Here is a 26,227-nt window from a genome sequence, read left to right as displayed (position 1 = left end):
ATTTGTATAGGAAGTTCGTCATATTTATTGTTACCCGTTTACAACGTATTACAACATAGGCTCAGATTCCGAAGGCTTCAAGAAGGTGTATTGACCTATTTTTCGGAATTTTTGATACCGATCTTCCCTCAATTCATCGCAGCTCATATTCGTAAGGTCTGCCAAATGACGTTCCAATAGCTCCTTGATTGCGGCAGCAGTCACTTCATAGTTACGATGCGCGCCCCCTTTCGGCTCCGGCACAATATCCTCGATAATTTCCATGCGCAGGAGGTCATTAGCCGTAATCTTCATGGCTTCAGCTGCCTGATCGGCCTTGGAAGCATCTTTCCATAGAATCGAAGCTGCACCGTTTGGAGAAATGGCCGAATAAATGGCATGTTCCAGCATCAGCACACGGTTACCGACTGCAAACGCAAGCGCACCGCCGCTTCCACCCTCGCCGATGACCACACAAATAACAGGCACCGAAAGCTTTGCCATCTCCCGCAAGTTGCGGGCAATCGCTTCCGATTGACCTCTCTCCTCTGCTGTATTACCCGGATAAGCGCCCTTCGTATCAATAAATGTAATAACAGGGCGTTTGAATTTATCAGCCTGCTGCATAAGACGCAAGCCTTTACGAAATCCTTCCGGATGAGCACTACCAAAGAAACGTGCAATGTTATCTTTCGTATCCTTACCACGCTGTTGACCAATGACGGTCACCGGAATACCATTTAGCTTGGCAATTCCGCCCACAACCGCCAGATCGTCTCCAAACAAGCGGTCGCCGTGTAATTCAATAAAGTCCGTAAACACCTGCTCAATCAGATCAAGAGACGTTGGTCTTTGATGATGACGGGCCAAATGCATTTTTTGTGGTGCTGTAATGTTCGAATATATTTCTTCTTCCATCTCGAGATAACGTTCCTCGAGACGGTTGATTTCATCTGTAAAATCAATTTGCTTATCCTGTCCGAATTGCTTGAGTTCTTCGATCTTCTGTCGCATCTCGACCAGGGGCTTTTCATAAGGCAATTCACCAGCCATCTATTCCACCCCTTTCACACTGTGCAGATCAAGCAGTTGCCCGAGGGTATCACGCAGTTCCTTGCGGTGTACAACCATATCCAATTGTCCATGCTGCAAATTAAATTCGGATGTTTGAAAATCATCCGGCAACTTCTGTCTGATTGTCTGTTCAATTACAATACGCCCTGCAAAGCCAAATACAGCTCCTGGCTCCGCGATATTAATATCTCCAAGCGTAGCAAAGCTGGCGGACACTCCACCTGTAGTCGGGTCGGTGATAACAGAAATATACAGCAAGCCCTGCTCATCCAGACGAGCAAGAGCAGCACTTGTTTTTGCCATCTGCATCAAGCTTAAAATACTTTCCTGCATACGTGCCCCGCCAGAAGTTGAGAAAATAATTAGCGGCAGACGCTTGTCTATTGCTTGCTCAATGGCGCGGGTAATTTTCTCTCCTACGACCGAACCCATACTGCCAGTAAAAAAGTCAAAGCTCATCACAGCAACGACAACAGGATGTCCATAAATAAGGCCGTCGCCCGTAACGACAGCCTCTCGCAAGCCAGATTTCAGGGTCTGTTGCTCCAGCTTGCTCGCATATCCCGGAAAGTCCAGCGGGTCAACCGAAATCATATCGGCATCATATTCCGTAAACGTGTCTTCGTCGAGCACCATGCGAATGCGATCCATAGCATTCAAACGCATATGGTATCCGCACACCGGACACACTTTCAAATTTTTCTCTAGTTCTTTGCTGTATTGAATACTTCCACACTTGCCACATTTGGTCATAAGACCTTCGGGAATTTCCCGTTTGGGACGATCCGGCATGTCCGCTTGATCGCCGCTCAGCGCCCGTTCCGAAGGGATGGTCGCGTATTTACGCTTCTTTTGGAATAAATCTTTAAACACAACTACACCTCTCCAGCCGTTTATTTGTCAGCCGTAACCGATACAAGGTCCTCTGCCGTCTATGCGGCACCTTTAAGCATTATGTTCATACACACGTCAACGCCTGTTACTAAAACTTTACCGCCGATCGTGCATCCTTTGTTCCACTCATGCTGCTGTATCACTTCCGCCGTTCCGGACTCAAGGGCGCAAAATCGAATTAAGCACTTCCTGTATTTCTTCGACTTCACCCGAAGGCACAAGTATCTCAAACTGTTGCTTGGACGCGCTGATGGCCCGGGCCTGCACCATAAAACCTTCTTCAGACAGTTTGAGCTTAATCATGTCAGCCAGTCTGGCCGTCGGTGCAATATAAATCACCGTCCACATGCCTTGTTTCTACCCCCTAAGCCTCAAGTTTTGAGCCCATATAATAGACTCATGATAACATACCTTACTTTTTTCCCGCAACAAAAGCCCTCCTGATCATTCAAGTTCGTCGGAGGGCCTAGAAAATCATCAACTCTGTCTACACAGGTCAATTAAGCGTCCAATGATGCAGGATAATGCTTGGCATGGAGGCTCCGATGTGCAATGCGCGAAGAAGCAGCGGCAGCTAGTCCGGCGACAAGATCGTCTAAAAACACATGAATACCACTGCCTTTTTGGTTCAGTTGTTCAATAATCCCCGTCTTTTCCTTATCCAGATAACCAAAACTGGTTAAGCCGATCATGCCGTACACACTCGTAATTCCAAGAGCCAGTGTCTCGTCCACTCCGTACAGCGGTTCGTCAGCCTCCATAATGGCTTGCAATGGCTGGGGGAGAAGTTTTTTTTCGGCCAGCTCATCGAGCGCAATACCTGTGAGCAACGTATATTGAACCTCACGCTTTTGCAAAACCGCTTTGACACTGTCTATACATTCTTCCATCGTCAAATGAGGATAATATTTTAGCTGAAGCTGAAAAACAATGTCCGCAATGGACTCGATACGAATGCCTCTGCGATTTAACAAAGTTTCTGCATATTCATAGGACATAATTTCCCTCCCGCTTTCACCGTGCAGTTCTATTCTTTCACCGTACGGGACCTTATGGTGCAGGAGACGTGTTGAATCTCCTGTTCCGCCAGTTTTCCAAGTGTATGCGGGAAGGAAGGAAAATGTTCATTAAACCGTTACAATAAGGGCGGTTTGCTGTGTGCCTATCATTTGACTTTCACCGTACCTTCACCCAACATCGACTCCATTTGATCAAAAAGCTGAGGAGAAGGCTTAATGCTGTAAGCATCGCTCAAAGCCAGCAGACGCTGGTTGCTCTCATAAAAAAGTACGGTAGGCATAGCACCGGGATGCTCCTGTAGCAGTGCCTTGAGACTGACCAGCAAGCTGGCATCCTCCTCGGCCTGGCGGGTGATTTTGACAAACACCCGCTGACGAGTGGTCGGCTCCGAGCTGCGCGGGAGCGGTACCTGCTCACCGCGAGCCGCTTCGGCTCCGCGCGGTGAAGCAGCCATCACGGGACGGGCCACCTTCGGCTGAGGCGAAGCAGATGCATTGGCTGCCGAAGGCGGGGGCGACACGCGCGACGCTCTCCCGCCCGGGCCGCCAGCAGCAGAGCCAGCAGCTGGCACGGATGTTCCAGCGGCGGACGAGCGCGTACTGGCACGTCGGCGCTGGAGGAGCCGGGCCAGCGAGTCTTCTGCCAGCGGGGCGGTCTCATCCGCAAGGAGCTTGAAGTGCTCGTCCTGCTGCTGCATCTTGGCTCGAAGCGTAAGCAAAGCTCCCTTTTCAATCCACTGCTGGCTTCGCTTCCATACCTCAGGAAACAGCACAACCTCACAGCGCTCAATCTGATCCTCCAGCTCAATGAAGGCCATGGCCTTACCCTGCTTGGTCGTAATCGTTTTTAGTGACACTACCATGCCTGCGGTCACAACAACCGTTTCATCTGGCACATCGCCCAGCTCCATCAAACGATCCGCCTCGCTGCTTTCCAACAGCGACTCAAAATCATCCAACGGGTGCCCGGATAAATACAGTCCCAGTAGTTCACGTTCCAGCTCTAACTGCTGACTGGCACTGAATTTGGGTACATTGGGATATTCGATATCCCAATTGGGCATTTCCACAAAACCAAACATATCAATTTGTAAGTCATCTCGTTCCTTGCGCCACTTGACGGCTGCATCCACCGTTTCATCCAGCATGGCAAGCAATTGTGCCCGATGACCCGTCAATGAATCAAAGGCTCCTGCCTGAATAAGCGATTCAATCACTCTTTTATTACATACCCGCAAATCGACACGTCGACAAAAATCGAGCAGGCTGTCGAAAGGCCGTTCCTTGCGAACAGCGAGAATGCTCTCCATCGCCTGTGTGCCGACATTTTTAATCGCTGCTAGGCCGAAGCGGATGCCTCCCTGCTGTAAAGGAGTAAACAACACCCCGCTCTCATTCACATCAGGCGGCAACACTGCGATATCCATACGACGGCATTCGACGACATATTCAGCCACTTTCCGATGACTTCCCATCACGGCTGTCAGCATTGAAGCCATGAATTGTACCGGATAATGGGCCTTTAGATAAGCCGTTTGAAATGCTAGCACACCATAAGCAGCTGCATGGGCACGCGGGAAGCCGTAGTCAGCAAAACGGACAATCATATCGTAAACCCTTCCGGCCTCCTCCTCCGTGTATCCCTGCTTGATACTGCCTTCGACAAAATGCCCGCGCTCCAGATCCAACACTTCGCGCTTTTTCTTGGACACAGCCCGGCGCAACAGATCGGCTTCTCCCAGGGAAAAGCCCGCCATGCGCGAAGCAATCTGCATGATTTGCTCCTGATACACAATAATACCGTACGTATCCTTTAAGATCGGTTCCAGGTCAGGATGCGGATAAGAAATCTCAATCTGACCATGCTTGGCCTGTATAAAGTTAGGAATAAAGCCCATCGGGCCCGGACGATACAAAGCCAGGACAGAAATGATATCCTCGAATACACTCGGCTTCAAATCCTTGAGTACCCGGCGTACACCGGCCGACTCCAGCTGGAATACGCCTCCTGTATCTCCTTTGCCCAGCAAGTCATAGGTATGCGGATCATTATCGGGAATACGACTAAAATCAGGCGTTTCTCCATGCTCTTCCGCAATCCAGTGTATGCACCGTTCAATAATGGAGAGCGTACGCAGCCCAAGGAAATCCATTTTAAGCAAACCAATGCGCTCTAGATTTTCCATCGAGTACTGCGTCAAAGGAACCCCTTCGCTCCCCTCTTGAAGCGGAACCGTATCGGTCAATGGAGTCCGCGAAATGACAACACCTGCTGCATGTGTCGAAGCATGACGAGGCATTCCTTCAACCTTGATCGCCATATCCAGCAGTTCACGTGTCTTGGGCTTCGTTTCATATAGCGTTTTTAGCTCCGGGGTGATTTCCAGCGCATGACGGATATTAATACCTAACTGCGCCGGAATCAGCTTGGCTGCCTTGTCCACCTCGCCATACGGCACGTTCAATGCACGACCGACATCACGGACAGCGGCTCTTGCCGCCAGCGTTCCAAATGTAATAATTTGCGCTACATGCTCATTTCCGTACTTCTGTACTACATAGTCGATAACCTCGTCACGCCGTTCATCACTAAAATCAATATCTATATCTGGCATACTAATTCGTTCTGGATTCAGAAACCGTTCAAAGAGCAGGTTGTATTTCATCGGATCGACATTCGTGATGTTAAGCACATAGGCAACCAAACTGCCTGCTGAGGAACCCCGCCCCGGTCCCGTTGCAATCTTATGCTTATGAGCGAAGGCAATAAAATCCCATACAATCAGGAAATAATCGCTGAAACCCATACTGTCAATGGTATTCAACTCATAGTTTAGCCGTTGGTTCAGCCTTTCCCGTTCCTCCGGTTGCTCCCATCCGGGATCGCTTCCATAACGACGCTCCAGCCCTTGCACGCACAGATTGCGTAAATAGGACGAAGAGGTCATTCCTTCCGGCAGCGGGCGATATTCAGGCAAAATGGATTGACCGAATTCCAGCTCTAGTTCGCATTTTTCAGCAATACGCACCGTGTTGGCGATGGCTTCTGCCACATGCGGGAATAAACGAGCCATATCCTCCTGACTTTTCAGATACAACTGACGTGTTGGTATACGCAAGCGTTCCTCATCGTCAACTGTCTTCCCTGTCCCGATACAGATCAGAACGTCTTGCACGTCCGCATCTGGCTCAGTCAAGTAATGCACGTCATTCGTCGCCACCAGTGGAATATTCAGTTCCTTTGCCAGTGCGATCAAGAGAGGATTTACACGTTTTTGCTCCGAAAGACCATGGTCCTGGAGTTCCAGATAAAAATCATCGCCAAAAATGTTACGATACCGTTCCGCTGCTCGTCGTGCTTCGGCTTCCCGACCATGCAGTAAATGCTGCGGCACTTCACCGCCCAAACAAGCGCTCAGGCATATGATGCCTTCATGATGGGCAGCCAAAGCCTCCATGTCGATGCGCGGCTTGTAGTGAAAGCCCTCCAAATGGCCGATGGAGCACAACTTCATCAGATTTTGATAGCCTGTTTTATTTTTGGCGAGCAAAATCAAATGATATATGGGCTGATCCTTCCGGCTGCCACGCTCCTTGCGCGATCCTGCCGTCATATAGGCCTCACACCCGATAATCGGCTTAATGCCGTTCTCTACACACGCTCTATAAAAAGGAATGGCACCGTACATAACCCCGTGGTCTGTAAGGGCCAGCGCCTTCATTCCGTAAGCTGATGCCTGTTTGACCAACTCCGCGGTACGAGCCGCGCCGTCCAGCAGGCTGTACTCGCTATGAACATGCAAATGCACAAATGAACTCATGCGCTTCTCTTCCTTTCACCGCTTGATTTTCTTCAAACTATTTTATCATATCCGCGTTAGTAGCGCCCATAGAATAAAAGTACAGACCTCGGCGGACAAGCGCGGTCCTGATTCGTATACCTAAGGAGGAAAAGAGCATGAGCACTTTTATATCCAAAGCGATTCTCGACTTCTTCATTGCCTTCGGCATCGTGCTCGGGGGAGCCATGCTCGGCGGAATGGGAGCTGTCGTATCGCTTCAGCCGCCAACCCAGACGATGCTGGAGGTTGCCGGAAGAATTAAAATATGGGCGCTTGCCGCCGCTGTGGGGGGAACGATGGACCCGATCCGGGTCATTGAAAGCAATATGTTGGATGGTAATTTGTCACCTGCCATTAAGCAGATATTGTATTTGATTTTCGCCTTTTTAGGCGCTCATATGGGTGCAGAGCTGGTCAAGTGGGTATGCGGCAACGGACGACCGTGAGGTGAAACGACTATGAGAGTCCCCCCTTTTGAGCGCCTGCGCCCTTTTATGCAATTATCCTCTGTCTTTGTACTCGGTATGATTACGGGAGGAATGATCTACAATGCCATCTGGCATGCCAGCTTCAATCAGCTGTGGACGAACAACCAGGATCTTCAATTCCAGCTCCAGCAAGCCGAGGAAGACAACAAAACATTGCGCAAATACAGCAAGCGCCAAACCGTTGTCAAAGAAATCAAGCTGATCGCGGAGGAAGCTTCGGCCGAAAAAATTGATTCTATCAACCTGAAGGAACTTCTTCGCCGTGTCAGTCGTGATCTGGAGGTGCTGCGCGGCAGAGATATGTTCGAGATTGACTCTGACAGCAAGCTGGTACGTATGTTGCTGCACCAAAAAAAATACACCGTTCGTGACAAGGAGTATACGATCCAGGTCAAAACGATGCTTGTAATGGAAGGGGTGCTGCAAATTTGGCTGGAAGCAAAAGAAAGACTGCCTGAAAGCCACTAAGTCGGTCTATTCGACTTCACACCCTGCTCTGATCCATAGGTAGACTAACCATGTTCAATGGATTGAAGTGTCATCACTGCTTTGCATACCAAATGGTTTTCCCGTGAAATTGCAATTTCTAGCTTGCAGGTGCGGCGACTCAGCTCGAGCAGCAACGGACGAAGAACGACAGCATCCTCTATCTGTACGGGTCTAATAAAATAAGTCGTCAAATTGTCCAGCACATAATCCTTGCCGGTCATGTCTCTAGCTGCCCGGTAGCCCGCTTGTGTCATCACGTTGACCAGTACGCCTTCCGAGATCGTACCTAAATTGGTCGCCATCTGCGGAATAATAAAACCGCGAAAAAATAACGATCCGTCCTCATTACGCTCTTCAGCAAACCCGTTCCAGATCAACTGGTCGAACGTCTCGCCAAGTTGTGGCTGCTTTTGGGCGTTACGCAGCGCCTCCAGCACCTCACGCCGTGTAACGGACCCAAGCAGCTTGCGGTTACGGTCCACGACCGGCAAATAATCTACCCCTTCCCACGCCATCATTTGCGCGGCGGAAGCCAGCGAGGTCTGGTAGGTGACCGTTATCGGATTGCGGATCAGACATTTATCCATCGTATGCTCAGGTAGAAGCCCCTCCACATCTTTGCGGCTGACGATACCAATTAAACGATTCCATTCATCCACTATTGCAAAATGATGATGTCCGGTCGTCACCGAAAGTTCTTCAAACTCGGTAAGCGTGCTGTTGATTTTCAAGGTCAACGTTTTCGGTTTGCCTGCCGCAATGTCTTCAATCAGCATAATTTTCTTTTTGATCAAGCGGTCAAATATGGCTCTATTAATCATAGATGCCACTGTAAAAGTATCATGGCGTGAGGAAATAATCGGCAGACTAATCTGATCTGCGAGATGCTTAACCTCTCGGCTCGTACCGAAGCCCCCTGTAATCAGCACACCGGCCCCCTGCTCCAATGCAAGTGAATGCGCATCCTCACGGTTACCAACGATTAGCAAACTACCTGCGTCAATATAACGGGCCATAGCTTCCTCGCGCATCGCTCCGATCACATACTTGTGCAAGGGCTTCTCCAGCCCCTCACTTCCGCCCAGCACATGTCCCTCTACAATATTTACGACATCTGCAAAGGTCAGCTGCTCGGACAAGCCGCGCGGTCGCTTCTCCACTCGTACTGTTCCGATCCGTTCCTTGGTAATGACAATTCCCAGGTTCTCGGCTTCCTTCACGGCCCGATAGGCCGTTCCTTCGCTGACACTCATTTCTTTAGCCAACCTGCGCACAGAAATTTTGGAGCCTATTTTCAACTGCTCGATATGTCGCAATAGCTGCTCATGCTTCGTAACTGTTTCATCTAGCCCGTCCAACTCTGTTACACCCCCAACGTTCAATCTGTATCATTCTGTATCTATTATAGCACAATATCCCTATATTTTAGACCCTTGTTCATTTTGAGTTCTCCGCTTCGCAAATAGTAAAAAAAGCGATCCCCTCTTTTACAAGGAATCGCTTCTTACTATGATTGATTTGCCATCTGGGAGGCAAGCCCAGGACAAGCTGAAAAAACTCACTACATGCTGCCTTTGTCAGCTTTTTTATCCCATTTCATCTGCCACTGCTGCATTTTGGCCCGCCGCACACGCTCCAGCGTTTTGCGCTTTTCCTCATCCACACCCAGCAAAAAATGCATGTTTGCTCCGATGACTAGCAGCGCAAAAAGTACCCATACCATTCCAAAGCCGTTGACCCAGTTCAAACCGCCTGCAAGCGAGATGCGTGGTAACGCGACCAAAACCATAGCCAATGCAATGAGTGTGTACAAACCGTGTTTCCATTTTTTGAAAGAACCCAATCGTATCCCTTCCTCTCCATGTGACTCTATGTATCTAGTCTATGAGAGGACAGGAAGGAATATGAGACAAACTTACAGAGATGAACCATACAAATGCTGAAGGCTGTCTGCAATAATTTTGTTAACGTCCTCAATAATCACGCTCAGGCGACGTTCAGCGTCGAACAGGCGACGGATGTTGAGATTCAAGCTAAGTACCTCAAACAGCTTCTCCATCTTTTCCATCTCTTCCTGTGCTGGCATGTCGCCGCTCATCATGCGTTGCTGTACTTCCATTTGGCGTTCACGGAAATCGTCGAGCATTTTCTTGGCTTCTGGATCGGTTTCGATCAGCTTCATCGCTGACGTAATTTCCTCTACCCCTTTGCTTTCCTTCAATGCTTTCGCTAAATCATGGGCTTTGTCATAGATGTTCATGATTGTTTATTCCTCCAATACAAGTTTAGTGTCAACATTTCACATTGTCCGTCAATCACCAAGGGATATATGTCCTCATATGATGAATCAGTGCTATTACAGCCCATTCACGTTTCCCGTTACTTTCAAGACATCAAGTTGCTGCCCGGAAGGAGATCCACGATGTCCATCAAAAAAACAACGATTCAAATCATCGGATCGGGCATCTTGCAGGATGACGTACTCATGGTCGGCGAGTCCCTGCTTCGCAAATGGAAAATATCCGCTGGCCACCCCGTTCAGCTCGCCTTCGGTTCGTTCCGCCAAGAGGTTACCGTCATATCGGTGCCCCGCTACAGCGGCCTACGTGTGGGAAGCGTGCTAGCCCGAAAAATGGGGCTTCATGCCAATTGTAATCTGCGAGTAACCTACAGCCGAGGTCGCCGGACACTTCGAGTGGGCCCACTTATTAGCGTGCTGGTCAGTCGGGACTATCCCGAACAGCCCGACAAGCCTTTCGGGTCGATCACCCTGTTCTGCCGTGAACTAGTCGGGGAATGCCGCAGACAAGGAGCATATGTGTATTTTTTCACCCCAGAGCATATCGGAAGTCAGCCCGGGCGAGTTCAGGGATGGGTGTATGACGGAGGCTGGAAAAAGACGGTCATGCCTGCCGGCGATGTCGTCAATAATCGTCTTACCTCCCGTAAACTCGAGAACAGAACTAGCGTACAGCATTTCATGAAAGAAGTAAAATCGCAGTACGGCACGACCATTTTTAACGAAAAGTTTCTGGATAAGAATGAAGTCTTTGATGCGCTTAAATCCAATTCTTCCCTGCGCAAGTATTTACCCGAGTCCCACTTGCTGCAAACCTTTGCTGTTTTCAAAAAAATGTGCAACCAGTATCCCGCTGTTTTTCTCAAGCCAGTGCGCGGAAGCCTAGGTAAAGGCATAATGCGTATTAACAAACAAACGGATGGCACCTTTTCGGTGCTATCCACAACAGCGGGCACACCCCGCAAGCAAATGTATGCCAACTTCGATAAACTGTACAAAAGCTTAGCGGGAAAAATGAAAACAACACGCTTTCAACTCCAACAGGGACTTACCTTGATTGATCATGGTAAGCGTCCGGTCGACTTTCGTGCGCTTGTACAGAAAAATTCGTCCGGAACCTGGACCGTAACATCCATTGTCGCCCGGATCGCCGGAGGCAGCCACTTTGTGTCCAATCTGGCAAGAGGCGGCACGCTGAGTACAGTCAAAGAAGCACTTGCCAAAACCACGCTGCCCGCAACCGTTAAATCGAATGGGCATACCTCTCTCAAAACAGCAGCACTGGATATCGCAAGCGGAGTGGAAAAAGCGATTCCCGCCCATTTCGCAGAATTTGGTATAGATCTGGCAATAGACAGCATGGGGCGCATCTGGTTGCTGGAGGTCAATTCGAAGCCATCGAAGAATGACAACACGCCGTTAAATGATCAGAAAACTCGCCCGTCCGTAAAAAAAATGATTGAATACTGCTGTTATTCAGCCGGCTTCAAATGAATTCATCTCTTCCAGAGTCTGGCTGCCAAAGGAGCTGTTGTCGGTGTCTCTTGTTGTGCCAGGCACGCTGGGCGTGCTTGTTAGCCGGAATCAGGCCGCCACTCCCCCTATTACCGAAGCCGATTTTTGCCGCAGGCTAAGTCTGTTGGGCAGGCGCTCTGGTCTTAGCGTAATGGCGTTTACCGCCGAAGGACTTTCACCTGAAGATCACTCCATACGAGGTTATGTTTACCGTAACGGAGTATGGACATCCGGCCGCTTTCCGTTGCCGGACATTGTGTATAACCGCTGTCTCCATGTTCACGAGAGCCAGAATGTCAGGCGCACACTGGAAGATATGGCGGAGCAAAAGTCGCGCAAGCTCATCTACTGGTCGCGTAACTTACCTGGCAAATGGCAAGTGTATCGAGCTTTGCATGCGGTAGATAAAGTGCGTCCCTTTGTGCCGCCTACGGCGCCATACCGGGACACGATCCAGCTTGTGGAATGGCTACGACGCCATTCGGAGCTGTTTATGAAGCCACAGACCGGAACACATGGCAAGAGCACACTGTATCTCCGGCTGGCAGAAGGAGGCCAGGGACTACTTGTACAGGGTAGAGACTCCCGTAACCGCCCGTTCCGGCGCTTGTTTTCCGAATTGGATGCAGGATTGTCATGGGTCCACAGAATTGCACACAAACGCGCTTATATCGTGCAGCCTTATTTGAAATTAACAAGCCAAAGCAATCATCCCTTTGATGTTCGCGCACTCATGCAAAAGGATGGCAACGGCTATTGGCGCCTGACGGGCTTTGCCGTAAGAGAAGGCAGACAAGGAACTCTGACTTCTAATCTTCACGGTGGGGGCGAAGCCCATCCAGCTGAGCCTTACCTTCGTGAACAATTTGGCGCGGACACCACGCGTCTCATCATCAGGCAGATGATGGCGCTGTCCTTGACCATTACCAGGGCGCTGGAGGAACGTTATGGCCGCCTTGGCGAGTTGGGAATTGATTACGGTATTGACCGGAGCGGGAACATCTGGCTATTGGAGGTTAATTCCCGACCTGGCCGGGCCTCCTTTTTTCAGACCCGTCAGCCAGAGTGCGCTTTCCAGTCGGTCAACCGCCCGCTCGAATATGCTCGATATTTAATGACCCATTCCAAAGCGACAGGGCCAAAGGGCGCGGGCGCCTCCCTTGAACATACGGTATAGGAGGATAAACAGATGAGTTTAACGCATTGCAATGTGCATTTCTCACAGCAGCCCGACAAGGTGGCGTATATATCCACTTCCTTGTTGAAAAGCCTTAAATTATCCGGAGCCAAGTCCGTACGTCTGCGGCTCGGTAAGGATCAGATTCCCGCTACAGTAAAACCAATTCAGAAGGCGGGACGCCATCTTTACTTGACCTCGGGCTTACGTAATGCAATCCGTGTTCCCAAAAGCGGGGCCATCTATTTGCGAAATCTGGATGGGGATATACAGCTAGGGCCGTTGATTGGCGTGCTGTCTGACGGTACCAACTCCACCACTCGCCCTTTCGGATCACGCACAGGCTTTATTAAGCAACTGCTAAAGGAAGGCAGCAAAAAATCTTATATTTTTGCCTTTACCCCTCGGGATATTAACTGGCAAAATGATACGATTAACGGCTATTTTCTGTCTCCCAGCGGGGAATTCACACGTAAACTTGTACCTCTGCCGGACGTAATTTATAATCGTTTGCCGAGCCGACGCTCTGATTTTTCCCCGGCGATCAATCAACTACGCGAACGCTTTTCCCGGAAACGAATTCCCTTCTTTAACTGGAGCTTTTTCAATAAGTCCGATATCTATAATCTGCTGGAAAATAATCCAGATGTTAACCGCTATGTCCCTGAATCATATATGAATCCCAGCTCTGAACGTATCCGAGGTATGTTGGAGCGACATCAATTTGCTTATTACAAGCCAAGTGGAGGTAGCCTCGGTAAAGGAATCTACCGCCTGTCCCATGTTCCCAAGCAGGGCTATTTTGTGAGGTACCGTAAGAAAAATAGCAATGTATTGCTAAAATTCACCTCTTTTAACTCCATGCTCAGGATGCTTCACTCCAATCAGGGGCAGATGTTAAAGGGTTACGTCATTCAACAGGGTATCCAGCTGATCGAGATTGACAATTGCCCGATTGATTTCCGGTTTCACATGCATAAAAATGGAAATAATCAGTGGGTCGTCGTCGGCATTGGAGCCAAAAAAGCCGGACGCGGCAGTGTCACGACCCACATCAAAAACGGCGGCTCCCTTATGACACCTGAACAGGCGTTGAACCGGGTATTCGGAGACCGGGCGGGTGAAGTGCTTCAACGTGCCAAAAACGTAGCAGTTACGCTCGCAGAAGCCATTGAACACCATCACCAGCATCTGCTGGGTGAAATCGGCTTTGATCTGGGTATTGATCAGGATGAAAAGGTATGGATGTTTGAAGCCAACTCCAAGCCAGGCCGATCCATTTTTCAGCATCCATCGTTGCGTGCGGAGGGTAAAGCATCCGTGGAGCATATTTTGGACCACTGTCTTTACCTCAGTAAATTCCGCAGAAAAGAGGAACTATGAATACCCGGGCGGAGCAAAAGCCAGTCGTTGCTGTATTGACAGTGCACGACGAAGAACAATTCTTCAAGGGCAATCAGCGCAATTTCAGGGATATTCTTGAAACGGGAACACGGATGGGCTATCAGGTGTACATTGTTACCGTCAGGGACCTGAAACTGGCAGACGAAACGGTTAAGGGCTACGTTTTCAACAAGAGTTTACAGACGTGGGAGGAACAGAATTTTCCACCTCCACAGGTCATTTATAATCGCATCCCCAATCGTAATTATGAACTTAAAACCTCTGTGCGCACAAAGTTGGATGAAATTTCACATGCCTCAGGCATTGAACTGTACAATCCAGGCTTTTTTAACAAATGGGAACTGTTCAAGTGGTTGCGTACCTCGGAAACCACTCGTCAGCTTGTTCCGGCAACCAAACGGTTAAGCAACCTGTCTTCCTTAGGAAAAATGCTGTCTGCGTATCCATACCTGTATCTCAAACCGGAAAACGGTAAGGCCGGAAAAGGGATTATGATTCTTAAATTCCGCCCAGAACATCTAATGGCTTACAGACTGACCATTCAGCATGACAAAAAAAGTGTAACCTACAGATCTGTATCGCTATCCCGGCTATGGGGACGTATCCGCCGGGAAGCGGGCAACTCGCCTTATATCATTCAACAGGGTATCGATCTGGCAACCTATCAGAAAAAACCCTTCGACCTGCGTATCCTGGTACAAAAAAATATCCGTGGCTCCTGGAGTATAACCGGGGTCGGTGCCAGACTGGCGGGAAAAGGGAGCATTACCACACATGTCCCGCGTGGCGGGAGTGTAGAGGACCCGTTCAAGCTACTGTCCTCACTGTTTGGGCCTGAGGACAGCACGGATCTACTGAACAAAGTTAAAAGTACGGCCATACAGATTGCACGTCAAATTGAACGCGCATCCGGTCTTTCTCATGGCGAAATGTCCATGGATTTGGGCGTGGATACGCTCGGAACCCTCTGGTTTTTTGAGGCCAATGCCAAACCGATGAAATTTGACGAGCCGGAAATCCGCCAAAAGTCGCTTAGACGCATATTCCAGTACAGCTCCTTTTTGGCCGGACGAATGAAGTCATAATCAAGGAAGTGGAATCATGCCGCAAATTAGCGATGTTCAACAATTGCCTGCCCGGAGCTGGCTGCTGAGACGACGACAGTTACTGTTTCTGGCCCGCAGCTCAGGGGGCATGCGCATTACTCGTAATGCTCTGCGGCAGTTGGCTGTTTTGACGCCGGAGCAATTGAACACCCCTGGTTCCTCCCTCCTGTGCGCATATGTGCGCACGGAGAAGGGACTGCGGATTGCGGGATTTTCCCTCGCTCTGAATTACGGGAAGGATGCTTGCATCGTAATTGTTCGTCCGCTTTACCGGGGCCGCAGACTGGGCGCTAGACTGCTGTCCGCCCAGCTCAAACAGCTGCGCCGTCTGACGTGCAGCGTAGCCGCCGACAATATGGCCAGTCTCAAAACCTGTTTCCGTGCTGGACTGGTTGCGCATGAAATGACGACTGGGCCGACCGGGAAACCCACGCTGATATTTCACGGGGAGTTATCCCAAGATAAGCAGACGGCAGAGGAAGGTGGAATGCTGTGCCAAAACCTGTCCTAGGCATCATGACCTTGTATTTAAACAACAAGAAGCAATTGGAGGAACGTGATATATATGAGCGCATGATTGCAGAAGGGAAAAGACTGGAACTGGATATGTATGTATTCACTCCAGCAGATGTCCATAAGGATCGCAGGCTGCTCCTTGCCCAAATCTATGATCCACACAGCGGAAAATGGAGCCGAAAGTGGCGAGAGTTCCCAGATATGATTTTCGACCGTTGCCGAGTACAGCGAAGTGAACGATATCGTCAGTTAAAGCAGTTTCGATTGCAGTATACAGACCTTGTATATTTAAACCGACCGCTGAGTAACAAGTGGGTCATTCATCAGCAGCTTGCGAGAAGGTCTGCCTTTCGCCCCCATTTGCCTGCAACAGAGCTGTTCAATGGATTTCATAGTGTAAAACGGATGCTCAAACAGAATTCATTAGTGTACCTCAAGCCGATTAACGGTACGGGAGGACGCGGCATTTTACGTATTGAGCCTGTTAACAAGCAAGGGGGCCTGTATCTGATTGAAGGCCGCAATCGCAAACGCCATATTATTCCCCAGCAGCGGGTACGTCTAGACCGTCTGGAGCCGCGTCTGAGCAGCTGGAACATGGATAACTACATTGTTCAGGAAGGCATTCCTGTGCAGTTGCCGAATGGCAGGGTCCATGATTACCGTATGCTGGTGCAGAAAAATAGCCAAGGAGTATGGGAGCTAACCGGATGCGCCGGGCGAATCGGGGCACATCGGAGTGTCACTTCCAACCTGCATGGTGGAGGCAAGGCGGTACCGATGAACCAATTGCTGACGCAATGGATTCGTGATGAGGGCCGTAGAGAGAAAATCATCAAGCAGGGGGAAAAACTCGGACTGGACATCGCTGCGTATCTGGAAGAAAGCTACGGGGCATTGTGCGAGCTTGCGCTCGATTTGGCAATTAATAAGGACGGTCATATATACGTGCTGGAAGTCAACCCGAAACCAGCCCGCGAGGTATTTTCACGTATTGGAGAAAAAGATACCTATCGCCGTTCTATCGCCAAGCCCATGGAATATGCCTTGTGGGTCTACCACACACAAATTAATCCAAAGCCTCAGACGGACTACAAAGCAGAAGATAAAACAGAAGATAAAGCAGAGAGTAAGACTGAGAATAAGACAAAGGAAGGCTCCGCGTAAAGTGGCTGCCTTCCTTTCTTTTTCGTCTGCCCGACAGTGCTAGCATGTTTTATTTATATGGTACGTCAAGCCTATTTATAACCATTAACCTGTGTTTCACAGTTACTCGGCGTTTTTATAAAGTGTAAGCAGTTGCGTAAAGTCCGTAATAATCGCATCAGACCCCTTCAACTCATCGTTCACGCCAAATCCAGCATAAGCACAACCGATCACCGTCTGTCCGTTCTTTTTGCCTGCTTCCACATCTGAGGAGCGATCTCCTACCATCCATACATTCGAAATATCGTGCTTGCTCAAGAGAATTTCCAGCAAATTCACTTTGGAAAGCGTGCTGTACTCCCCAGCGCTGTACAGTCCTTCAAAAATGGGAACCATTTCATACGCAGCAGCGATCCCTTTTACATAATCCTCCAGCCCGTTACTGGCTACGAACAATCGGACACCTTGCTCATGAAGGGACTGGAGTGTTTCTTTTACATGTGGATACAGGGCATGACTTCCGCTCTTCAATCCCTCCAGCTCCAGCTGAAGCAGCAGCTCGTCCGCTCTTCTGTGGGCCGCTTCGCTGGCTTCCGGCATCACTCTTCTCCAGATTTCATCCAGCAACATACCCAAACTATTCAAAATAAGCTCCTCGGGAGGAGTCTCTCCTTCATAAAGCCCTTCGGCGCGCAGCGTATCAAACAGCTTGTGGTACGCAGGAAGCAATAGCGTCTCCGTCTGAAAAAGTGTACCGTCCATATCAAATACCATAGCCTCAGGTTTCTTCAACACAGGTGCATTGTTCATGTAGTTATCAGTCATTCCTTTCCTATGTAGGTTTACAACTCTAACCCCTCTCATGATAAGCAATAAGAGAGGTCCGTGTAAACCTCATTGCGCATACCGCTAACTCTTATATTTTTTTAAAACAGTCCGAAAACAATGCAGACCGCCCCACATATCCGTGTGTAGAGCACCCCGTGGAAGCTTGAGATCCACACCATTCCAATACGAAAATCCTGCCTGCTCTATCCATTGCTCCATCGCTGATAAGTCCACTGTAGGATAATCAAACGTCAGCAGAAGCATTCCGTCATCCCGTAAAGTCCGGTGAAATTCACGTAAGGCTGCCAAAGATTCATCAGGCGTTAAATGCTCCAGTACCGAGATACATACAATTTTGTCAAAACTGGCATCCTCATAGGGGAGAGCCGTCAGATTGGCATGGGCGGAGTGGAGACGAACTGGTAAAATCTCCTGAATGCGCTCGGCAGCCTCCTCTCCGATATCCCGCCGCACCTCGGCCAAAATGGCATCCACGGAAACGATCCGTATATCCAGATCGCAGGCATAGACCTGAGCGCAACGGCGGGCCAACTCAAATTTGAATGGATGAGGGATTCCACATGCTGCGTCCAGTACTGTATCTTGCCCAGACATAAATTGGAGACACCACTCATACTCATAGGGGCGACTCCACCAACTTTGGGGGAGTCTGTAAATCATGTTGGAGGAGTTGGGGTCAGAATATACAAAAAAGCGAGACAGATACGGATCAGACATGTTCATGGATACTGCCTCCTTTTGGGGATGACTAAATTACCCTTGCGACACAGCACAGTTCATGACCCCGTTTCTCGCCTTGAAGTTTGGCCAACAATCCCATTTGCTCCGTAAGGGTAAGCTCACCGTACAAAGGATGGGCTTGCAGCAAGGCATCTAAACCAGAGGGAAGCTGGCGGGTGAACAAAGCCACCGGGCGCAAGCCGGACTTTGCCAGTAAGAGCGCAAGCGTATGCTCAGAATAATGATACAAATGATCTTCCTCCGTAAATAAAGGCGAGTAAACGCCATAAGCCTCATTGGTGAACGAATTTTTGTTGGGCACCGTAATATAGATCGTTCCGTCAGGTTGAAGCTGTTCGCGTAAATCTGTCAAAAATGCAACTGGGTCCGCAATATGCTCCAGCACATGCCAGCATGCTACGGCCTCGTATTTGTGATCCAGTGGTAAATCAGTATCTTCTTCTTCGGCTTCATTCAATTCCTGTATTTCATGTGCTTCTTGGGTTTGAGTATCTTCTTCGGCTTCATCGCCCCAGTAACCCGGCAATAAATCCACGTCATATTTGTATTTGGCGTAAGCACGCGAGTCTATGGAAGGTTCAATGCCCACTGCATCCCAGCCGGCTTGAAGGGCAGCATGGATAAATTCTCCGGTACCTGATCCAATCTCAAGCAATTTTCCTTTACTGGTACTGAACATATCCAGCAGCATGAGTCCAAAAAGGGCATGATCTCCATAAGTTGACGCTGCTGCACTATCCCGCATAGCAACCCATTTGACATTATAAATCTCTGCAATCATATCTTCTGGGCGTATATGATCCACATCATTACGAAAAACCAATCCGCAGGAACCGCATCCCATCAAGGTAAAGCGTTCATAGCTATGAAACACTGCCGTGTCAGATGAGCCACACAGTTTGCATTTACTATAAAGTAAGTCCTTAGTTTCACTTTTTATTTGCAGATCGGAATTATCAATAACCTGGACACTCGAAATCTCGGCAACATCCATGTCGTTTACCTGGTGGGCAGCTTCATATTCTGGTGCCGTTTCTTTTTCTACATTTATGTTGTCCTGATCCACCCAGAGCGTGAGTCGGGGGTTCGGGTCCAAAATAGATTCATATTGCTCTTTCCAGCCATAACGAGCACTTGGATCAAGCAACTGGTACCGCTGAAATTTGGCCATGCGAATAGCAGGTGTATACCATCCCCAATGCTGGATGCGGTAGTTGCTGATTTCACTGGGAAGGTCAAGCACATTTTCGGGAAATCTCCCACAGTGCAAGGACTGCTCCTTCCATTTATAAGAGAACCCTTCCTTATATCGAATCAAAAAAGGACGGTAATACCGATGAGCCTGCCAATAATCATCATCGCGGTAATGCGTGGGAGACCACATATCAAACAACCTGAAACAAATCGTATCGGCTTTCGTTCCCGCTAACAACGAATGTACCCCTTGAGCAAAACGGGATTCAAACATTTCGTCAGCGTCCATGTTTAATATCCATTCGGGAGAGGAAGCCAACGTCTCTCTCCACTGCTGCTTACGCAGCTCTAATTCATTGGTAAAAGAAGCTGTTTCATTGCGTATTAAACGCAGTGGGATTCCCTTTAGGATCTCACGGCACAACTCTCCGCTATCATCCTGACTGCCATCATCAATAATGACCGCTTCATCAATATATTCCCGATGACTCTGCAGCACGTCAATGAGCTTACGATCTGCCTCATTGTATACCGTCATAGTCAGTGTCAATTTGGGTTTGGTGACAGGCGGCGTATGAAGTTCACTTTGTCGTGGACCAGAGAATGTTTGTGGTACAGCAAAAGAATCTGCAGTGTACTTGGCAAAGACAGCTGACTCACGGAGATCATACGGTATAACAGGAGGTTCAGGGAACTTAGAGGGACTTGATGATGCAGAACGATTGAAGGCAGGAGAGTTAGTAGAAGTATCGGAGTGATCCAGATATGCTAAATGTTCTGAAGGGTCCGTATGAACAGCACTCGTTGTAAAATACTTTAGGGCGAATAGTAGCTGCTCTGCTTTCATTCGGTCCGCTTCCCGGTACAGATGCATCGCCGGATAGTGTGTATCCACAAAAAGTGGAAATCCATATGCAGCTGCCCGAATACAAAAATGTCGATCTTCTCCCCAATAGGAAATGTTTTTGATTTTACCAAAGTGAATCCCTGCTTCCAGTGCACGTCTGCGGATTAGGGTGCAAGCGCCTAGACCACCCACCTCGTACAAACCAGGAACATGCAATTGGTGTATGAAATGCAACTCGCGTTGCGCTCGCTCCTCTGCCGACAACACTTCGCCTTCTTCACGATGGAACAAATTATATTCATCACTAACCCACACCTGAGGCAATAGAGGCCCCTCCGGCTGCCAGCGTGTCCAGAAAATCTCAGATACAATATCCTTCTCCGCCTCCACCAGCTTACATAAGGTACGGGAATGGAGAATCAGGTCAGAATCGACCAAAAACAGCGCGTCATAATTATGCTGAAGTGCATAATCTATAAGACGATTTTTAAAGCCAGCCACTTTCCAGACGAGGGCAGGCGGCCAATAATGAGTGTGCTCATCACTTCGGTTCTCTACTTGCTGTGAGCCTGTCAACAAGGGTAAAACCCTGCCCGGCAGCCGATTGGAAAAATCGGCAAGCCATTGGCTTGAAGTCGGATTGTCATTATCATCGACAAATAAATAATCCGGCAGCACATCAGGTGCCTCCAGTCGCTCCAAAGCTTGAAGAAATAAAGACAATATTTCCGGCTTCTGGTGCACCGGGCTACCGATTAGTATACGCATGATTCAACGCCTCCATCAGGTAGAAGCCTCATAAACCGTTCTCCCTCCATGTCCTAAGACATACCGTAATTGCGGCCAAGCGATATGGGAGTGAGCGTGGTATGAATGGACTTACACCTGGAAATATCAATGAAAACGACATCAATACAAAAATACAATCTTACCCTCCAGTTAACTGCCTTTTTTTCTGTTACCGGTTTTCTAACTACATTTAGCCATCAAATTTATTTCCCGGTCGCACTTGATAATATCGAATTTTGCACAATCTCCTCCTCTTCATATCAGACTTTGATTTTCTAATTTATTAGAGCAAGATTGAATTTATGATCATCGCACATCCTCTAAACGATCCATAGGAATTACTACATAATGAGCAAGCTATCCTAATAAAATGGAGATTATACCAAGTTTTTTGGGGGGACAAAGAGCATGGTAACTGTCAGCTTATGTATGATTGTCAAAAATGAAGAAGAAGCCCTTCATACCTGTCTGAAATCAGTCCATGACCTAGTAGATGAAATCATTATCGTTGATACTGGTTCTACCGACAGAACCCAAGAGGTCGCTGCATCGTTCAATGCTCGGGTATACAATTTTGAATGGTGCGATGATTTCTCCGCAGCCCGCAATTATGCGTTTGATCAGGCAACACAGGAATATCAATTTTGGCTGGATGCTGATGACATCCTAGAGGAGCAAGATCGACTGGCATTTCTCGACTGGAAAAAACAAGCCACCGTCTCGTATGACAGCATTACGATGGATTATGTACTATCTGTAGATGAACAGGGGCAGCCGCTGCATAAGCTCAAAAGAAACCGAATGGTGCGGCGTGATCGTAGATTCAGATGGATCGGCTTTGTGCACGAATTCCTGAATGTGACTGGCAGCACCTTTCACAGCAATATGGCAGTGACTCATAAAAAGACACGTGCCTACACTGACCGTAATTTACATATTTATCTCCAGCACCGGGAGAAAGGCACTGCATTTTCTGAGCGAGATCACTACTACTTCGCTAATGAACTATATGATAACGGACGCATACTAGAAGCCATCCAGCAGTACGAACACTATCTGGGGCTCGATCAAGGATGGATTGAGGATCGGATTGCTGCTTGCTTTAAGCTAGCAGATTGCTACGCTCACCAGGGTCAAAAACAGGAGCAGCGTATGGCACTGCTTCGCACACTCAACCTCGATGTACCACGCGCCCAGTTCTGCTGTGCCTTTGGCAATTTGTTCATTGAAGATGAGCAGTATACTCAAGCCATTTACTGGTTTCGTCAGGCGACGCTGATCGAGCCCCCACAAGATGTGATGGCCTTAACCAATTCGTCGTACTATACCTGGTTTCCACACTTGCAATTATGCCTGTGTTACGACCGAATCGGCGACATTGAAAAGGCAAAATCGCATCATCGCATAGCTCAGTTGCACCATCCTACTCATCCAAGTGTTTTATATAACGAGCAATATTTTGCACAGCTAGAGCAACAGAAATAAGGAAGACGAACACTGGCTAAGGGCAGGGACTTGCCAGTTCCCGTTCGGGATTTCCCACTCTGGAATTAACACCCATGCTAGGCGTACTTAAGAAAGTCGATTCCTCCTATAGGGAATCGACTTTCTTGATTTAAAATTCGTGATATAAAATAGTAGAAAGTCGCTCCTCTTTCAATCATTCCAGGTGTTTTTCGAACCACGTGAGCGAATCCCTTAGGGCTTTTTCTGGATTCATAACATACCTTCTATCCAATAATTCCAGACCTAGATATCCCTTATAATCTATATTGTTAAGCTCCTTTAACACTTCCGCCATTGCTAATTGGCCTTCTCCGGGAACCAGATGTCCTCCAGGATTACCATCCACAAAATGTACATGCATTAAATTATTTCCCAGTTCCCTTATAAAATCATGAATGGTATCCTTTCCTGTAGTTTCCATCACATCTGTATCCGCTAAACCTTTTAAATAAGGACTCCCAACTTCTTTTATCATCTTGGAAATGTGCTCGACTCTATTAAACACCTGTGTAGTAAAAGAGGTAAAAGCCTCCATAGGAAGGTAAATCCCCTCTTTTTCTGCTGTTTTACAGATTTCGCCTAAAGATTCTCTGCACCATTTCCACATTTCTGTCTCATCAACATCCAAGTATGCGATGCCTGTGGTCACTAACACTTTGTCACATTCCAGCAAAGATGCAGCTTCAATATGCCGGCAAAAAAACTCAACACTTCTCTTTCTATACTCTGGATCAGGATGACTGATGCTTACCGGGTAGACATACTGCTCAGGGGTAAAGCAGATCGTCTTTAACCCTCTTTCTTTTACTTTTTTATTTAATTTTTTTATATCCTGATACGTCAAATAGTCTAAATGGAGATGTGGACCTGAAGCCCACAATTCAATATTATGGAATCCTAGCCTTGCAACAGATTCTAAAAAATACTCCAAAGAATATCTTTTATAATGATAGTTTGCAGCCGCAACTTGTGATATCTGTACCATAATAATTAGATACCTCCTTTTTACACGACGCTCTATATTAAAACGCTTCCAATTAAAGTAGCTAATATTACAGATAAAATAATATTAATCATTCCAGGTATCATAAAACTGTGGTTCAATACATATTTACCAATTTTAGTCGTACCCGCTGTATCAAAAGATATGGCAGCAAGGCACTGAGCAGATACTGGTAAAAAGAAGTTCGCATTTACAGCCATCCACGCTCCAATTATGATGTAGGTAGGCAGATCAAGGGCAATAGCAATAGGTATCATAATTAATGTCGTAACACCTTGACTCGTAGTTAAAGCAGCAACGATAAACATGATAACGGCAAGCATCCACGGATGGCTATTTACAATCGTAGCAACATGATCTTGGATAAAAGCGGTTTGTCCGTTTATAAAGGTACTGCTCATCCAGGCTAACCCAAAGGCACAGACCATAGCCAGCGCCCCTGCCCTGAATATGGGTCCGTTAAGAATTGTTTCAATCGTCGGGCGGCATACGATAATAATCATAGTAGCGCAAACTAGCATAATCATTTCAATGGTATGCGGCATTGATAGACTAGTAACCTCTCCATTTAGCTCCCAGGATGGACGCAGTTGAGTAAACATGCCCATAATAACAATGGCTAAAACTCCCATCAAAAAGATAACAACAGCGGCTTTCGCTCCTTTTGAAGTTTCTTTTTTCTCAGCCTTCTTTTCTGATTTTTCAATTAAGCCTTCTGCCAATCTATGCAAATATTCCGAATCTTCAGACAATTCTTTCCCTTTACGCAACGTGCACACCGCACTTGTAATGACACCTAAGAGTGTAGCAGGTATGGAAATGACCAATATGGTCCCCAAACTTACTCCAAGGGGTGACATAAATCCAATCATAGCAGCAGTGGCCGCTGAAACCGGTGAGCAAGTTATTGCCTGCTGGGAAGCGATGATACTATTTGAAATGGGTCTTTCCGGTCTGATATCATTATCAATGGCAAGCTTATTGATAATAGGCAATAAACTATATACGACATGCCCGGTTCCTGATAAGAAGGTAAATAACCAGGATATGATTGGAGCTATTATTGTAATATTCTTAGGTGACTTACTAAGCATTTTCTCTGCAATCTGGACGAGTAAGTTAAGTCCACCTGAAGACTGCAGCGCAGAGGCAGCCAATACAACCGCTAAAATGATCAGCATTACATCAATGGGAGGGGCCGCTGGTTGGACATGAAAGATAAATACAAAAATCGCTACGCCCACTCCACCGAGCAAGCCCATAAAAACATCGCCAACTCTAGCGCCGAAGAAAATGAGTAAAAAGATGATCAATAGCTCAAACCAAAACATAAGAATTCTCCCTTTTTTTGATTTTACGAACTTTACCGATCTTTCATTATCTACAAGGGCGTAGCCGCCCTTCACTGAATACGCTTACAAAATTCTTATCATGCTTATTCTTTCGAGTCAGAACAACGAATTGGTGTGCCGTGGCCAAAAGCTCCGTTTATCTGGCATATTTTAGCCGCAAAAACCGCTCCTTTTTCCATGCTTGCTTTGATACTCCGAAGCATATCCTCATCTTCACCGTAGAAAATCTTACCGGCTTTAGAGCTTTTAATCATCTCTACAATAAAAGCGGTTATATAAGAGTCACCCGCTCCCATCGTATCCACGGTATCCGTTAATACTGCCGGCTGGTGCATCCATTGATCTTTATAGAGAGCAACTGATCCATTTTCTCCCTCAGTACCAATCACTATTTTAGAACCGAATTTCTGTGCTTTTAGCATTTCTCTTTTTCTTTCACTTTCCGTTAAATGACTGCATGAAAGGAATGAAATGTCCGCATACCGGCATATTTGTTCTAAATATTCATCATTCCAGCGTACCGAGAAATCATAGGAGATAGGCACATTCGTTTTTTTAAATGTTGCGAGATCCTGCTCTATATAGCTGTTTAGACTGGTATGAATCACGGAGAAATTTTTAATGTAGTTCAAGTCATTTTCTGTAAAATCCCAGGCATTTTCCTTTGCAATACCGCCTTTATTGGAACCCAGAAATACACGATCACCGTCTTCCAATGTAACCCGTGCATACCCATTTTCCCCTTCAAAAATCCGGCAATGGTTATGTTCTATCTCTAAATCGTCTATAACCTTTTGAATATACTGAGCTATATAATCATTACCAAACTTTCCTAAATAAGATGCCTCCATACCACACATTCTGGCATACGCACAAAAGTTCAAGGCATTTCCACCAGGGTACATCATACCCTGGTGGACATATTTATCCACTACATTGTCACCAATGCCAATAACCTTATATTGTTCCATAAGAATATCCCCTCTAAAGGTTGCTAA

The 26,227-nt window shown here is 47.6% G+C and carries 23 protein-coding genes; 9 read left to right on the top strand and 14 right to left on the bottom strand.

Going from position 1 to position 26,227, the window contains the following annotated elements:
- Nucleotides 1–48: 48 nt before the first annotated feature.
- The 5 genes from NLX78_RS00620 to NLX78_RS00600 all read right to left on the bottom strand — a co-directional run bounded on the left by NLX78_RS00620 (nucleotide 49) and on the right by NLX78_RS00600 (nucleotide 6,787).
- Nucleotides 49–1,032 carry an acetyl-CoA carboxylase carboxyltransferase subunit alpha gene (locus NLX78_RS00620; protein ID WP_061828687.1) on the bottom strand — a complete coding sequence of 328 codons (984 nt, stop codon included), beginning with the start codon at nucleotides 1,030–1,032 and terminating at the stop codon, nucleotides 49–51.
- Entirely contained in the window at nucleotides 1,033–1,926 is an 894-nt protein-coding gene (gene accD / locus NLX78_RS00615; RefSeq protein WP_013309586.1) for an acetyl-CoA carboxylase, carboxyltransferase subunit beta, read from the bottom strand. It lies immediately after the preceding gene.
- 180 nt (nucleotides 1,927–2,106) lie between these two features.
- Nucleotides 2,107–2,295 (bottom strand): hypothetical protein, encoded by a 189-nt coding sequence (locus NLX78_RS00610; RefSeq protein WP_013309585.1) that lies wholly within the window; start codon nucleotides 2,293–2,295, stop codon nucleotides 2,107–2,109.
- Nucleotides 2,296–2,447: 152 nt separating this feature from the next.
- Nucleotides 2,448–2,945 (bottom strand): phosphatidylglycerophosphatase A family protein, encoded by a 498-nt coding sequence (locus NLX78_RS00605; RefSeq protein WP_023987905.1) that lies wholly within the window; start codon nucleotides 2,943–2,945, stop codon nucleotides 2,448–2,450.
- A gap of 167 nt (nucleotides 2,946–3,112) precedes the next feature.
- Nucleotides 3,113–6,787, bottom strand: a complete 3,675-nt coding sequence (locus NLX78_RS00600; protein WP_254349370.1) for a DNA polymerase III subunit alpha — start codon at nucleotides 6,785–6,787, stop codon at nucleotides 3,113–3,115.
- Nucleotides 6,788–6,924: 137 nt separating this feature from the next.
- Between NLX78_RS00600 and NLX78_RS00595 the strand changes: the two genes are divergently transcribed.
- Together NLX78_RS00595 and NLX78_RS00590 are read left to right on the top strand one after the other, a co-directional pair.
- Nucleotides 6,925–7,254, top strand: a complete 330-nt coding sequence (locus tag NLX78_RS00595; RefSeq protein WP_013309582.1) for a YtrH family sporulation protein — start codon at nucleotides 6,925–6,927, stop codon at nucleotides 7,252–7,254.
- 12 nt (nucleotides 7,255–7,266) lie between these two features.
- Nucleotides 7,267–7,764 (top strand): sporulation membrane protein YtrI, encoded by a 498-nt coding sequence (locus tag NLX78_RS00590; protein ID WP_061831708.1) that lies wholly within the window; start codon nucleotides 7,267–7,269, stop codon nucleotides 7,762–7,764.
- Nucleotides 7,765–7,808: 44 nt separating this feature from the next.
- Here NLX78_RS00590 and NLX78_RS00585 read toward each other — a convergent pair whose 3' ends face one another.
- The 3 genes from NLX78_RS00585 to NLX78_RS00575 form a co-directional block, all read right to left on the bottom strand.
- Nucleotides 7,809–9,143, bottom strand: coding sequence for a DRTGG domain-containing protein (locus tag NLX78_RS00585; RefSeq protein WP_254349536.1), 1,335 nt, complete (start codon nucleotides 9,141–9,143; stop codon nucleotides 7,809–7,811).
- A 203-nt stretch (nucleotides 9,144–9,346) separates the two neighbouring features.
- Entirely contained in the window at nucleotides 9,347–9,628 is a 282-nt protein-coding gene (locus tag NLX78_RS00580; RefSeq protein WP_069291592.1) for a hypothetical protein, read from the bottom strand.
- A 72-nt stretch (nucleotides 9,629–9,700) separates the two neighbouring features.
- Entirely contained in the window at nucleotides 9,701–10,045 is a 345-nt protein-coding gene (locus tag NLX78_RS00575; RefSeq protein WP_254349369.1) for a YlbF/YmcA family competence regulator, read from the bottom strand.
- A 162-nt stretch (nucleotides 10,046–10,207) separates the two neighbouring features.
- On the opposite strand from NLX78_RS00575, the gene NLX78_RS00570 reads away from it, so the two are divergent.
- From NLX78_RS00570 to NLX78_RS00545, 6 genes are read left to right on the top strand one after another with little or no spacing between them, the layout of a single operon-like run.
- On the top strand, nucleotides 10,208–11,578 hold the full coding sequence (locus tag NLX78_RS00570) for a YheC/YheD family endospore coat-associated protein (RefSeq protein WP_254349368.1): 1,371 nt from the start codon (nucleotides 10,208–10,210) through the stop codon (nucleotides 11,576–11,578).
- A gap of 43 nt (nucleotides 11,579–11,621) precedes the next feature.
- Complete coding sequence (locus NLX78_RS00565; protein ID WP_367987570.1) at nucleotides 11,622–12,776, top strand: YheC/YheD family endospore coat-associated protein; 1,155 nt, start codon at nucleotides 11,622–11,624, stop codon at nucleotides 12,774–12,776.
- 12 nt (nucleotides 12,777–12,788) lie between these two features.
- Entirely contained in the window at nucleotides 12,789–14,159 is a 1,371-nt protein-coding gene (locus NLX78_RS00560; protein WP_254349366.1) for a YheC/YheD family endospore coat-associated protein, read from the top strand.
- The gene (locus tag NLX78_RS00555) at nucleotides 14,156–15,265 is read left to right on the top strand and encodes a YheC/YheD family endospore coat-associated protein (RefSeq protein WP_061831702.1); all 1,110 of its coding nucleotides are present in this window, start codon (nucleotides 14,156–14,158) and stop codon (nucleotides 15,263–15,265) included. Before NLX78_RS00560 ends, NLX78_RS00555 begins: the two co-directional genes overlap by 4 nt.
- A 16-nt stretch (nucleotides 15,266–15,281) precedes the next feature.
- Nucleotides 15,282–15,797 (top strand): GNAT family protein, encoded by a 516-nt coding sequence (locus NLX78_RS00550; protein ID WP_069291587.1) that lies wholly within the window; start codon nucleotides 15,282–15,284, stop codon nucleotides 15,795–15,797.
- Complete coding sequence (locus NLX78_RS00545; RefSeq protein WP_254349365.1) at nucleotides 15,779–16,969, top strand: YheC/YheD family endospore coat-associated protein; 1,191 nt, start codon at nucleotides 15,779–15,781, stop codon at nucleotides 16,967–16,969. Before NLX78_RS00550 ends, NLX78_RS00545 begins: the two co-directional genes overlap by 19 nt.
- Before the next feature lie 102 nt (nucleotides 16,970–17,071).
- Here NLX78_RS00545 and NLX78_RS00540 read toward each other — a convergent pair whose 3' ends face one another.
- From NLX78_RS00540 to NLX78_RS00530, 3 genes are all read right to left on the bottom strand, one after another.
- Nucleotides 17,072–17,773 carry an HAD family hydrolase gene (locus NLX78_RS00540; protein WP_081112510.1) on the bottom strand — a complete coding sequence of 234 codons (702 nt, stop codon included), beginning with the start codon at nucleotides 17,771–17,773 and terminating at the stop codon, nucleotides 17,072–17,074.
- A gap of 84 nt (nucleotides 17,774–17,857) precedes the next feature.
- Nucleotides 17,858–18,520 carry a class I SAM-dependent methyltransferase gene (locus tag NLX78_RS00535; protein WP_061831699.1) on the bottom strand — a complete coding sequence of 221 codons (663 nt, stop codon included), beginning with the start codon at nucleotides 18,518–18,520 and terminating at the stop codon, nucleotides 17,858–17,860.
- A 25-nt stretch (nucleotides 18,521–18,545) separates the two neighbouring features.
- Nucleotides 18,546–21,347, bottom strand: a complete 2,802-nt coding sequence (locus tag NLX78_RS00530; RefSeq protein ID WP_254349364.1) for a bifunctional glycosyltransferase/class I SAM-dependent methyltransferase — start codon at nucleotides 21,345–21,347, stop codon at nucleotides 18,546–18,548.
- 429 nt (nucleotides 21,348–21,776) lie between these two features.
- Between NLX78_RS00530 and NLX78_RS00525 the strand changes: the two genes are divergently transcribed.
- Nucleotides 21,777–22,853, top strand: a complete 1,077-nt coding sequence (locus tag NLX78_RS00525) for a glycosyltransferase (protein WP_254349363.1) — start codon at nucleotides 21,777–21,779, stop codon at nucleotides 22,851–22,853.
- A 175-nt stretch (nucleotides 22,854–23,028) separates the two neighbouring features.
- Here NLX78_RS00525 and NLX78_RS00520 read toward each other — a convergent pair whose 3' ends face one another.
- The 3 genes from NLX78_RS00520 to NLX78_RS00510 all read right to left on the bottom strand — a co-directional run bounded on the left by NLX78_RS00520 (nucleotide 23,029) and on the right by NLX78_RS00510 (nucleotide 26,200).
- Nucleotides 23,029–23,859, bottom strand: a complete 831-nt coding sequence (locus NLX78_RS00520; RefSeq protein WP_254349362.1) for a sugar phosphate isomerase/epimerase family protein — start codon at nucleotides 23,857–23,859, stop codon at nucleotides 23,029–23,031.
- 32 nt (nucleotides 23,860–23,891) lie between these two features.
- Nucleotides 23,892–25,208 (bottom strand): anaerobic C4-dicarboxylate transporter family protein, encoded by a 1,317-nt coding sequence (locus NLX78_RS00515; RefSeq protein WP_250261862.1) that lies wholly within the window; start codon nucleotides 25,206–25,208, stop codon nucleotides 23,892–23,894.
- Between the two features lie 104 nt (nucleotides 25,209–25,312).
- The gene (locus NLX78_RS00510; RefSeq protein WP_254349361.1) at nucleotides 25,313–26,200 is read right to left on the bottom strand and encodes a fructoselysine 6-kinase; all 888 of its coding nucleotides are present in this window, start codon (nucleotides 26,198–26,200) and stop codon (nucleotides 25,313–25,315) included.
- Nucleotides 26,201–26,227 lie beyond the last annotated feature (27 nt).

The organism is Paenibacillus sp. Lou8.1, assembly GCF_024213565.1.
Taxonomy (GTDB): Bacteria; Bacillota; Bacilli; order Paenibacillales; family Paenibacillaceae; genus Paenibacillus; species Paenibacillus polymyxa_B.
Note: the sequence above shows the minus strand (reverse complement) of the source record. Positions and strands in the feature narration are given on the sequence as shown.